This is a genomic window from Bacillus sp. P4_E1, from assembly GCF_056401715.1.
The window spans coordinates 26320-38411 of the sequence record NZ_JBFUIV010000023.1; the positions used below are offsets into that span (position 1 = coordinate 26320).

10 protein-coding genes and 2 pseudogenes are annotated in these 12092 nt (G+C 31.4%); 5 read left to right on the plus strand and 7 right to left on the minus strand.

From position 1 onward, the window contains the following. Positions 1–293: 293 nt before the first annotated feature. The 5 genes from AC1DS7_RS24385 to AC1DS7_RS24405 all read left to right on the plus strand — a co-directional run bounded on the left by AC1DS7_RS24385 (position 294) and on the right by AC1DS7_RS24405 (position 4016). Entirely contained in the window at positions 294–587 is a 294-nt protein-coding gene (locus AC1DS7_RS24385) for an ArsR/SmtB family transcription factor (protein ID WP_002169559.1), read from the plus strand. Positions 588–1199: 612 nt separating this feature from the next. Further along, positions 1200–1820 (plus strand): DsbA family protein, encoded by a 621-nt coding sequence (locus AC1DS7_RS24390; RefSeq protein ID WP_012259809.1) that lies wholly within the window; start codon positions 1200–1202, stop codon positions 1818–1820. Between the two features lie 295 nt (positions 1821–2115). Further along, complete coding sequence (locus AC1DS7_RS24395) at positions 2116–2937, plus strand: MBL fold metallo-hydrolase (RefSeq protein ID WP_012259810.1); 822 nt, start codon at positions 2116–2118, stop codon at positions 2935–2937. 4 nt (positions 2938–2941) lie between these two features. Beyond that, on the plus strand, positions 2942–3334 hold the full coding sequence (locus tag AC1DS7_RS24400) for a nuclear transport factor 2 family protein (RefSeq protein WP_012259811.1): 393 nt from the start codon (positions 2942–2944) through the stop codon (positions 3332–3334). 154 nt (positions 3335–3488) lie between these two features. Further along, positions 3489–4016, plus strand: coding sequence for a nuclear transport factor 2 family protein (locus AC1DS7_RS24405; protein ID WP_012259812.1), 528 nt, complete (start codon positions 3489–3491; stop codon positions 4014–4016). A gap of 301 nt (positions 4017–4317) precedes the next feature. On the opposite strand, the gene AC1DS7_RS24410 is transcribed toward AC1DS7_RS24405, so the two are convergent. The 7 genes and pseudogenes from AC1DS7_RS24410 to AC1DS7_RS24440 form a co-directional block, all read right to left on the minus strand. Then, on the minus strand, positions 4318–4608 hold the full coding sequence (locus AC1DS7_RS24410; protein ID WP_040963219.1) for a hypothetical protein: 291 nt from the start codon (positions 4606–4608) through the stop codon (positions 4318–4320). Between the two features lie 46 nt (positions 4609–4654). After that, positions 4655–5683, minus strand: coding sequence for an IS1595-like element ISBwe1 family transposase (locus AC1DS7_RS24415; protein WP_012259814.1), 1029 nt, complete (start codon positions 5681–5683; stop codon positions 4655–4657). A 220-nt stretch (positions 5684–5903) separates the two neighbouring features. Further along, positions 5904–6090: pseudogene (locus tag AC1DS7_RS24420) on the minus strand (hypothetical protein). 1077 nt (positions 6091–7167) lie between these two features. Beyond that, a complete protein-coding gene (locus AC1DS7_RS24425) occupies positions 7168–7434 on the minus strand; it encodes a hypothetical protein (RefSeq protein WP_002090487.1) in 267 nt (88 codons plus the stop codon). 682 nt (positions 7435–8116) lie between these two features. Then, on the minus strand, positions 8117–8761 hold the full coding sequence (locus tag AC1DS7_RS24430) for a GNAT family N-acetyltransferase (protein WP_012259816.1): 645 nt from the start codon (positions 8759–8761) through the stop codon (positions 8117–8119). Between the two features lie 103 nt (positions 8762–8864). Further along, positions 8865–10517, minus strand: a complete 1653-nt coding sequence (locus tag AC1DS7_RS24435) for a pyridoxal phosphate-dependent decarboxylase family protein (RefSeq protein WP_012259817.1) — start codon at positions 10515–10517, stop codon at positions 8865–8867. Positions 10518–11000: 483 nt separating this feature from the next. Next, positions 11001–11927: pseudogene (locus tag AC1DS7_RS24440) on the minus strand (aldo/keto reductase). Between the last annotated feature and the right edge of the window lie 165 nt (positions 11928–12092).

Here is a 12092-nt window from a genome sequence, read left to right on the forward strand (position 1 = left end):
TCTCCATAGATACTATACAGTAATTAGTATCATAGCAGAGTTTTACTCTATTAAAATCTACCAAACAGTATTTTTCAACACAAGACGGAATATTCTATTAATTTATTTGTTTATTTGAATTAATTTCGACTTAAATAGTATTTATTATTGTTATTTTCAAAAAATAATCACTTGTTTAAGCTATAAAGCAGATATGAAATATATTTTCTCAACAGGATAAAAGGTATTCATCTATAAGTACTATGTATAAGGATAATAGGAAAATAGAAATAAATAATAAAGGGGAATGTGAAATGATAGCATTAAAAAATGATCGAAATGTAAAAGAAATTTCGGAAGAGAACGTAGATTTATTAAAGGTTATGGCGCATCCAGTACGATTACAAATTGTAAATGAATTAATGCATCATAAAAAATGCAATGTTACACAGTTAACGGAAATATTAAGACTCCCTCAATCCACTGTTTCACAGCATTTATCAAAATTGAGAAGAACCGTACTCCGTACAGAAAGAAGAGGATTAGAGGTGCATTATTATATTGATAATGCTAAAGCTCGTCAGATTGTAGGAATTTTGGGTTTGTAGGTTAATAATATGCAAAAAAGTTTCCTGTTATAAAGCAGGTGACTTTTTTATATTTATATATAGTAATTTTATTTTTGTGAGGATTACTGTGTAAATAAGAAAATATTGCTCATAGAATTTCTGTACATTTGAAAGGAGTGTAATGAGATAAGGTCTACTTATTTATTTTCGATAGAGCTTATAATTATGTTTATGTTATTAAATTTAAAAAAAGAATTGACTTCTGTTTTAGTTGTAACTATTATAGTTACATAAAGGTTGTAACTTAATTGGTTACAATTCATTCTGCTTTATGTAAAAATACGGTTAGTATATTTATTTAAGGAAGGTGGCCCACACATTGTCGCTCAGTCTAGAAAGTCACTAAAAGATTAAAGGAAATGCATATTCCAAACTATAGTATTTTCTGCTTTGGGGCAATAATGTGTAGCGTTATCTTTTGTTAAAAATCTTAGTTGATTTTTTTGAAAGGGTTAGTTTTGGGGAAATATAGTAAGGTAGCTCATAAAAGAACAAGATATAAAAAAGATGTACTTATATAAACCAAAAAGTTAGCTGAGAATTTTAAGTGATAGCTGGACTGGTTAATAAAAATAAAGGTAGGAGATTTAAATGAAGACGAAACAAGATAATCTTATATACGTATGGGACGCATATTGTGGATGGTGCTATGGATTTTCAGAAAGTATTAAAGGATTTTACAAAGAACACACTGAAGTGCCGTTAACAGTTTTATGTGGAGGATTATTTTTAGATGATTTACCAATAAAAAATTTCTCATATATAGAAGAGGGGAATAAAAGAATTAATCAACTTACAGGTGCAGAATTTGGTCCTTCATATCAAAAATTGGTGGAAGAAGGGACTTTTAAAATGAATTCGAAAGATGCTGCAATTGGCTTTTCCGCTTTACGTTCATTAGCGCCAGACCGTTTGTTAGAATTCACTTCGGCTATGCAAAAAGCGTTTTATTATGAGGGGAAAAGTCTAAGTGACCCTGAAACATATCGTAAGATTGCAATTGAGCATGGTGTGGATCCTGAACAAGTAATAGAGCGTTTAAATGCTCAAGAAACAATTGTAGATGTACAAAATGATTTCAATAAGGTTCGACAGCTTGGTGTTAATAGTTATCCTTCATTACTTTTACAAAAGGATAATCAAATTATCCCTATTGGTGGCGGGGTAATGACGCCAGATAAAATCGAAGCACGTTTCAAAAATTTATATTAAAAAACTTTAAGTTAAAGTATATAACATTTAACGTTTTAAAAAAGACTAGAAGTGGATGGACTTAAATCTTTCTGATAACAGTTATAGTTTCTATTTGTTATTAAAGAAGGTCCAATTATGATTTTACTATAGATCACAGTAGCAAACATGTTAGCTTACGCCAACCGACATACATCTCCTATCTATTTGCTGGTGCGATTAACTATGCAGGGGAATTGAGGAGGGGCTTTCTGTCGGAACAAGATAAAAATGTGTTATCTATTCAATAACTTTAACAAAAGGAGAATAACATTCTATGTTTAAAACAATCGATACAAATCTAAATGATGTAAAATTGACGGTGTTTAGTTCGGATGAAAAAAGTTTTATGGTAACTGCAACCTTAGTTGAGAAAGCAGGACATGCATTTTTAATAAACTCAAAATTTACTCAATCTGATTCGAAAGAAATTGTGGATTATCTGAAAAACAATAACTTATCCCTAGATAAAATCTTTATTATACATGGGGATCCTGATTATTACTTTGGGTTAGAAAGTATTAAAGCTGCTTACCCAGGAGCCATAGCGTATGCAACAGAGTCTACTGTTGAACATATTGTTCATTCTGTATTAGGGAAATTAAAAGTTTGGAAAGATGTACTAGGAGAAAATGCACCAAACAATGTGGTATTACCTCAAGTTATTAAAGAGAAAACAATTGATTTTCAAGGTTTAACATTTGAACTTGTAGGCTTAGATGATTACAGAACTAGCTTATTTAATAAAGAGCTAAAATTATTGATTGGAGGCATTGATGTATTTAACGAAATCCATGTGTTCTTAGCAGATACTAGCTCAAAAGCAGCAATGGAGGCATGGATTGAGAACTTGAAAGTATTACAAGCGTTAAATGCTGACATTATTGTACCAAGCCATGGATCAATCGAAAAATCCTTAGATAATCAAGCGATTATTGCAACTATGGATTATCTAAGAACTGCAATTCAAGCTTCTGAGGAAAGTAAAACTTCAAAAGATTTTGTAGCAAAACTTGAAACAGCATATCCAGGCTATGCTAATAAAGGTGTATTGGAATTAAGTGCAAAAGTTGTAACAAAAGAAATGCCATGGGGTTAATGCTATGAATAAATATCAAAAACTATTACATGAAACGTATGTATTGACTGGTGAAGGGAAAATGGATGCTTTCAAAGCGTATTTAAATGAGAATGTATCTTGGACAGAAGCTGCTGGGTTTCCATATGCGGGCACTTATATAGGTCCTGATGAAGTAGTGAAAAATGTACATGAACGTCTTGGAACTGAATGGGATAACTATAGCGCTAAAGATGAAATTTATGCTTTTAATAACAATACTGTTATCGTGTATGGAAAATATAGTGGAACATATAAAGTAACAGGGAAATCATTCATAGCAGATTTTTGTCATCTTTATGAGTTTGATGAGAACGATAAGGTTAAGAAGTTTATTCAAATTGTGGACAGTGCAACTGTTAATGAGGTATTAAGTTAGAGTTACCAGTTTCAAATATGCCTCGTATAAGGAGTATTGTTAGGATAGATGGATTTTCCTAACAATATTTCTTACATCACATTCTGGGAAAGATTTTTCCTTTATTAAGCGTGTTATCGAAGGTGAATTATAAAATTAAAAGAGGTAGATATATATGAAATTAGAGAAAAATTTAATAATAATAATTATTTCTGTGTTTATTTTAGGAATTGTGTCGACTTTGACATTTCAATCCTTCATTGGTAATGCCAAAGGTAACTCAATAAAGAGCGAGAATGTTGCACCAGTATCGAAAGATGATGTGGCAGAAAAAGAAAAGAATAAAAAGATGGTAGTTGATTTCTATAATGAAGTTTTTAACAAACATAATATCGATATCATCCCTAAATATGTAAGTGAAGATTATAAGCAACATAATCCTTTTGTGGCTGATGGACGAAAAGCTTTCATGGATTTCTTTAAGGAGGATTTTGTTAAAAACCCTAACTCCTCTGCAGAAATTAAACGTGTAGTAGCTGAAGGAGATACAGTTGCTCTTCATGTACATTCTCGTGCTAACTCTCAAGATAAGGGAGTTGCTATAGTGGATATATTTCGTATAAAGGATGGTAAGATTGTCGAACACTGGGATGTAATTCAAGAGATTTCAAATGAAACAGCTAATAATAATACTATGTTTTAGATAGGAGATATATCTAATTATTATTTAATTGATAGAGATGTATAGAATTTAGAAATTTAGAGAAGTTATGTATATATGATTAAAATGAAGGGGTGTCCTAGTAGATATGGTACTAGGACATCTTTTTTTGCTTGAACTAGATTTGTTTAAATTAAAGGTTTGTTATTAGATTATTAAAATGAAATTGTATGTTTATAAAAGTCTTGTTTCTTTAATTTTTGGCTCTGTTAATGTTGAATGTTGATAAAAAGTATTAAATATGGGAAGACACCTTAGAGTTGGTGCTTCCCTTAGTTGTTGATTATTCATATTCAAATCTAAAATAGGTATTTTCTAAGCCCATTCTTTGCTTTAATGTTTTACCCAAAGCATAATTATTCGGCAATTCTTTTTCAATGACACAAATAATATAACCTGCTTTTCCTGTTGTTAAATTAGTTAGTTGTAAGTAGTTATCGTTGTCGTAGATATAAGAAATAATGTATTCGTAGAAATCATTTTCTTTGTCTTCTCTATTCATACCAACATTGTACAACCTAACTCTTGCCCCTGCCCAAATTTCCTCCTCATCATTAACATTACTTAAAGATATCCATTTCGAGTTATCCAATATTTCACCCTTTTCTTAATTCGTTCGTTTATACACTGAATTTTGACAGACGCAAACTATCATAAGTATCAGTCATTTCAAATACAAATGATGTGAGTAAGAACTCTTTAATGTTGTGTTTTGTGCTTTCGTTACTTTTTCTATCTATAAACAAGAACCACGCAAGGTAGTTGTCTAAATATTTTGTAGCCACACCTTTAAAACGGTCTATCCATTGTTTCATACGAGAATGGAGACCATTTACATTCTGGATATGGTACAAGCCTTTAATAACGTGCTTACCATCGTTTGATTTAATTCTGTAATGCTCTATTCCTTTTTCTTTTGCATACGTTTTGTAGGCTCTCCAAGCATCTGTAACAAGTACATTATCCGATGTTAATTTAGAACCAATCATACTATCAACTTTTGTTTTCACAACACGCCCCATACAAGCAATCTTGGAGACAGTCGCTTTGGTACGGTCTCTGGCAACAAGAACACAAACTTGTTCGTGGCTGATACCTCTGTGTTTAGATTTTCCACCACGCCTACGAGGTTTGCGTTCTGAAATACCACGTTGACCCTTTTGAGAGTATAGGAAATAGGTCTCGTCAACTTCAACGATACCTTCAAATTTCTCAAAATCCAATTGTTTTAACGCACTTAACAATTTATGTCTCCAATAAAAAAGTGTAACCCATGTAACCCCCACGATTTCAGCGGACTTTCGCAAGGAATATCCTTTAAACATACAATCAACAAATGTAATCCATTCGTTTCCTTTTCGAGTACGGTAAAGAACAGTATTCGTTGTATCAGTGAATGTCTTACTACAACATTTACAACGATAGCGTTGGCGATTATTGTGTTTACCGAAACGAACAACGTGTTCGGATGCACAATGAGGACATTCAAACCCTTCCTTGAAACGAGTTTCTCTCATTTCATTGATTAGACGACCACCGACAGAGGAAGAAGGTTCAACATAGCGTTTTACCCATTGAAACACTTGCTCTTTCTCTGTGTGTGACAAATTGCCAATATGTTTCAATAGATTACTGAACGCTTTGCTCAACCTTAACACCTCTCGAATGTTTGTTCTTATACAATTATACGAAGATTTCGGATAGGTTTCAAATATCAACATTTACCTTTAACAAAGCCAAAAATTAAAACAAGGTCCCTTAATCATGTTAAAGGGACCTTGCTCACGCAAATGATCTGTAAATCAATTTATCTTTGATATACAGATCATTTGTATGATAATTTTTGTAAATAATTGCTAAACAGTGAACTTACATAAATGCTTTTAGAAGTTCTTGAATTAATGGGATTGCTCCACCTATAAATTTTAAAACTGCCATTGCGATTTCCATATTATTCTCTCCTCTTTTTTCGTATTAAGATGTGATAAATCTTTATAATCTTATTATAGTAAGCGCTTACAATTATAACAATGAATTTTTGTATGCAATATTGCATATTTATACATTAGATCTCTATTATTCATTTTCTAATGGTACTATAGCGAGGTGAGAGTCTTTAAGGGTTCTCCTTAATAGGAGGAAATATGGAAAGAGTGCAGGCGATTTATAGTAATCAAAAATTTAAGAGTTGGGTTAAACAGGTATTAGCTGTAGGAGGAGTAATAGGGTGCTGCTATTTGGTGTTATATGTTTTCTGTTTCTTAGTTATCATGTAAATATTATACAACTAAACTAGTAGAGTCTTGCCTAGAGAGGTAAGGCTCTTTTATTGTAGTACCTGGAGATGGGCAAACAATATACAATACTTCTTAGGTTTGTCAGATTACTTTGTATCGTGCCTTGTTTCTCTATATTCTAGAACACTAACTCCTATCATTGAGAGTTAATAAACTTCTATTTAAAGTTTCCATTTATATTGAAAACAGAATTCTATTGATAAAAAATATGTTTTTACTAGATACATATTAAAAAGACAAGCATAAATTATATTAGATTTTAGCAAAATCTTTTTGCCTTGGAAAAGGATTTAAATCTTACTTATAGATTTGATCCCTTTTTATATACCATAATCCTTATATTACTACGTAAATATAATACAGTAATAATGATTTAAAAGCAAGAATATTAGTAGGGGTACGTTCACACATCCATCAACTTAAGATTTTAAATTTTTAAGATTATGTAGTGATTTTTTAGAAATGTAAGTTTAGAAAGATTTTTTGGGAATTTTACATAAAAGGGTAATGTTTTTATCATTATATATAAATTGTAGGGAAGTGTTTAAATATGAACATGAAAACATTTGAAATGCGTGAAAAACGATTAGCAGAACTACTAGGTGCAAAAGTATTATGGGAGTTTATAAGTGCTGTCACAGAGGAAATTGAAAAGCAGGAATTAGAATCTACACCTGGTTTATTAGAAGATCTATTCATACATGTGAAAGAGACAATTCAAATTCAGAATATGAATCAAGGCATAACAAAAGCCCCTGTAAAAACAGAGGCTGATGGTATAGATAAAGATACATTATTTATGGAAGCATATGTAGAATTAATCAATCATAAATTTGTTATTTCTGAATTAGTTGTAGAGCTTTCATCTGTTCTAAAAGAATTAAATTGTTTTGTTCAATCATCTTTGCCACTGCTTCAAAATAAGCTTGATTCTCAAGAATCTCAATCTGCTTCTCTTTAGGGAACGTTTGAAGGATTTCCTTCATTTCTTTACACTCGTATATATTATTGTCTGCTTCTTCGATTAATTTATTGCGACGATTTGTGTATTCAAGTGCACCTAAAGTCGCTAATGCGCGTGTATCTAGTCCTAGGATTTCCATGCATTCATCTCCTTTCCCTCTACAATAATTCGATAGGGGAAAGGAGATTCCTTTAATGATTTGGTAGAGTTTTTATATAGTTATATAACATGCTATTTATTAGCAGGAATACAATAGAATTAGACTTAAAAGAGCTGCTTAAAAGGAAGAAAGGGGAATCCAGTAATTCTCACTCTTTTTTATTAAATGCTAAATATGACACGTTTGTTTCCTTTTATCATGAATTTCACATGGGATTCTTTAAGGAAGATTAGATAGCTATAGGGTATGTAATATGAATAGATAAACGAAATGAAAGAAAATGGTAACCATCAGTATTATAGGGGATATTAAGGGGTTCTCAAGTAATATGTCTTAAAGTGTTTAAGAGTGGGAATCTATGTAACACTCGTTACTTAAAAAATAAAAGATTAGACATTAAAATAGGTAAAAGTATTTAAGTTACTTGTATAGATGAAATAATGGAGCGAATGAAATTAAAACATGATGAAACATGTTGAAATAAATAGAAGGGGATCTTTAGGTAGGTTAAGCAGAGAAATAAGGCATGCTGAGAAAGTGGCTATTGAATTCGAAGAAGTTAAAGTGTGAAAGGTGTCACTTATGTTAGAATATCTATTACTAATTTACTCTATATAAAAAAAGCAGCTGCACAAAAATACAGCTAGCCTTCTTCACAAATTTATATGGCCTTGATGACGAATTGGGATTGAGGTATATATAGTAATTGAGCTGCTAAGGAAGTTGTTGTGTTAGCAAATGGGTATGCTTCCTTATAAGGAAAATTACTATACACTATTTCATTCATTTCCAAGGTCGTAAACAGTTTTTTAAGGATTTTTTGAGAGATTTTATTTGTACAAGCAGCAATAAAATCAAAATCTTTTTTACTTATTTCTTGAATGGCATGTGAAATAAGGCTGGTGACTATCCCACTTCCCATCCAATCTGGATGACAAGCGCCCATATCTAGATAGACCAATTTTTCTTTATCTAAATGAGAAAACTCAATAGATTCTGTCTCTAATGTATCTAAAAGTTGAAAAATAGGTTCCATTTGTGGGCATAGTTCAGTCGCTTTATCTGTATCTATTAGTGGCTGGGTTACTTTTTTTGTTAAAAGAACTCCAACAATTTGAAAATTTTCTATTGCTACAAATGACATGGCTTGAGATACAGCTTGTTTCATCATTTCTTCGCACATTTTGTGAAAAGAAGCAAAAGGAATTTGTAAACTGCTTACAAGAGGTTCATTATTCACAAAAGAATGTGCAAGTAAATGTGCTGCATCTTTCACGTGATGTGTATCTAGTAGCTCTATATTCATATGTTTTTCCTCTTTCCTGATATAGTGAATAGTAATTAAAAGGATTAAAAATTTTATTTAATTTAGTTAAGTTTAACTATTAAAGCGCTAACAAAAATGGTTATTAAACATATGAATAAATCTGTTTAGTAGCAATCGAAATATGTTCATAAAGAAATTCTACGATCTCATCTATACATTCAACAGTTGTATATGGAGAGATAGAAAAGAATTTTAATGTAGAAATCGGATTTCTATCATAATTGTTTATTACATCTACTACACAAGAACGAGTTGTATCACCAAAAAATACTTGATCGCGATTTTTTCCTAGGTAATTAAATAGTTCTATATTTAATCGGTTTGTACCCTCAATCTCTTCCTTTGTTGCAAGGCCTATTCGTTCTTTTTCCCAATTTTCTTGGCCATCTCCATTCATATAGAAACGGAAAGTTGTAATTGGTCCATATGTAAAATCATTTGTGATTGCGACTTGAGGGAGGGCCTTGCGCAACCTTTCTCTAAATAATAGATTTACACGAATATAATTTGCTAGTAATTTTTGATATCCTTCAACACCAAAGGCTAAAAGATTGATATACATCGGAATAGCACTACCAGCTCGTGAACATTCTAAGGTATAGCCAGTATGATAACTTCCATATGACCTATTGCCTAGATAAGGTGTGTCATCTTGTTCAATATCCATCAGTTGTAAATCAGTATGATTTTTTACGATTAATATACTTGAAGCATAAGGTGTTTGTCCTAATTTATGAAAATCAAAACATACACTATCAGCAAGTGCCATGTATTGCATTTTATCTTGTACGTATTGTAAAGCATTTTTTAAGCTAGGTTCAAATGAAAGTGGATTTTCTTCGAAACTATAATTATTAAAGAAACTATAGAATCCGCCCATTGCAGAATCAGCATGGATATAAATAGGTTTTAATTTATATTTTTTCTGTATTGTTTCAGCGCTCTCTTTAATTTTTTTTATATCATCAATGGTAAATGTATCTGTTGACCCCATAGTAGCTAGAATATAAAGAGGGATACCGTCATTTTTAATAACTTGTATCATTTTATTCTCTAAATCTTCTATATCCATAGAGTTTGTATAAGGATCAGTTTTCACTTTTATTAAGTGATTTGTCCCAATGCCAGTTGCTTCAGCTGACTTTAATAAACTATAATGTGCATTTTCAGAAGCAAAGCAATATACATTTTGTGGAGCGCCATGTTCTTTTGCTGATGGGAATTGTTTAGAAATTGCTAAGCGCAGGCTAGAAAACACGCATCCTTGTCCACCCCATGTTGTATAGCCGCCGCTATTATGTGGATTATAACCTATTAGTTTTGAAAGCATGGATACAACTTTTACTTCTGCTTCAGCTGCCCCTGGACCATATACATCCCAAACACCATTACCATTTAAAAGGGCCATGGTTATTACACCTAATAGTGAAGGTATACTTGGTAGTGGTACAGCGTTAGACAAGTAATATTTATTTGGATAAGGATGTCCATTCATAAATTGTTTTAGCTCTTCTATAACCTCAGACATAGTGATTCCAGCTAGTGGAATATGACTTTGGTGAATTAAGCCATTGTAGTATCCTTCTGATTTTTCCTCACATTTACCTAAAGTAGCTCGCTCTTCATTTTTTAATTGGTCAAGATTTTTAATTATTTTCTGCATAGATTCTAATAAAAGTTGTTGTTTTTCTTCATTTCCGTCAACGCTCGGAAATAGTTTTAAAATATCTTGCATGCAGTCACTTCTCCTTGTGAAAAACTGGATTTTTATTTTACTTGGTTAAACATAAGGGTATAATAATTTGTAATTGCCCTTTTGAATACTTAGAAATGAGGAGCTATTTAGAAAAAAATGTAATTCCATAGAAGATTATATGAACTATGGAATTTAAAGTAAAGAAAAATTTTTTGATTAATTTTAAAAAAAGTAATTGTGAGATAATGGAGTTTCTAAAAATATATCTGAATTAATTGTTTATTTAATTTATATGTTGTTCTAACATGTATTCAACTAGTGTAGTAGATATTTTAATATAATGTAGAACTATTATAAGGTAGTTGAATATAAGTGCTCAACTACCTTATAAACTATAGATATTGTTGGGAAAAGAGAAAAAATAGGGTGGAAGTGTTAAAGAAATGTTCTGGTGGAGAAGAAGTAATGGTATGGATTTGGTAGCTAAATCAGTTTGATTTTTATGGGAGAATAACGAGCTGATCAAAGCTTTTTAATGAATTCAATTTCATTATTTAATGATAATGGACGAGTTAAGTGTGAAGAATTTTCTTCAACCTGAGTAGAATTTTTTGCACCAGGAATCGCAACTGAAACGGCTGGGTGGCTTAAAACATAACGTAAGGCAATTTGAGCTAGACTTCGATTTGATCGTACAAGTGAACCTAATTTCTCTACTTTGTTTAATCTATCTTTAAACCACTTCTCTTTTGGCCAATCTTTTCTTAAATCATCGTCTGGAAATTGAGTTTCATGATTAAATTTCCCCGTTAAAATTCCCATTTTTAGTGGACCTCTTATCACAGCACCTAAATTATGTTTTTCAATATAAGGAAGGATATCTTTTTCAGGCTCTTTATTTAAAATACTGTAATCGAATTGCACAACATCTAAATCATCATTCTGATTAAAGTGTTTAATATAATCTAAATCATTAGTAGAAACGCCAACAGCTCTCACTTTGCCAGATTTTTTTAAGGTTTGGAAAGCTTGTAGAAAGGCTTCTGTTTCTTCAGGTTTATCTCACCAAATATGACAAAAGTACACATCTATATAATCAGTTTTAAGCCGTAGTAAACTAGCCTCAAACGCATCAATAATCTTTTGAGGATCTCCAAAAACTGCTGGTTGATTTTGGTCATAATGATGACCGATTAATCCACCCTTTGTAGAAAGAATGATATCCTGCCTGCGATTATTTATAGCTTTTGCAACGAGTGTTTCAATATGACCTAGTCCATAAACATCAGCAGTGTCAATAAAATTAACCCCTAGGTCAATTGCTTTATTGATTGCATCAATGGATTCATTATCTTTTACTGCGCCCCATTCATCTCCACCAATCGCCCAAGAACCGAATCCTATCTCAGAAACTATTAATCCGGTGTTGCCTAATAATCTATATTCCATTATGTACGGACTCCTCCTTTTCAGTTTATATTATTAGAAATATATATAGTGACCTGTTGGAATATCCTTGAATTTATTTTCGGGGTATAAATTAGAGTATATATTTTAATAAATATATATGAGATTACTTTATAAAAAGTAATTGGAATTATTAGTAAAATGATT

What these genes read in the sequence shown, in the direction of transcription:
- AC1DS7_RS24400 (WP_012259811.1), top strand. Translation starts at nt 2,942, where the DNA reads ATGAATAAATATCAAAAACTATTACATGAAACGTATGTATTGACTGGT.
- AC1DS7_RS24390 (WP_012259809.1), top strand. Translation starts at nt 1,200, where the DNA reads ATGAAGACGAAACAAGATAATCTTATATACGTATGGGACGCATATTGT.
- AC1DS7_RS24435 (WP_012259817.1), bottom strand. Translation starts at nt 10,517, where the DNA reads ATGCAAGATATTTTAAAACTATTTCCGAGCGTTGACGGAAATGAAGAA.
- AC1DS7_RS24395 (WP_012259810.1), top strand. Translation starts at nt 2,116, where the DNA reads ATGTTTAAAACAATCGATACAAATCTAAATGATGTAAAATTGACGGTG.
- AC1DS7_RS24430 (WP_012259816.1), bottom strand. Translation starts at nt 8,761, where the DNA reads ATGAATATAGAGCTACTAGATACACATCACGTGAAAGATGCAGCACAT.
- AC1DS7_RS24405 (WP_012259812.1), top strand. Translation starts at nt 3,489, where the DNA reads ATGAAATTAGAGAAAAATTTAATAATAATAATTATTTCTGTGTTTATT.
- AC1DS7_RS24425 (WP_002090487.1), bottom strand. Translation starts at nt 7,434, where the DNA reads ATGGAAATCCTAGGACTAGATACACGCGCATTAGCGACTTTAGGTGCA.
- AC1DS7_RS24385 (WP_002169559.1), top strand. Translation starts at nt 294, where the DNA reads ATGATAGCATTAAAAAATGATCGAAATGTAAAAGAAATTTCGGAAGAG.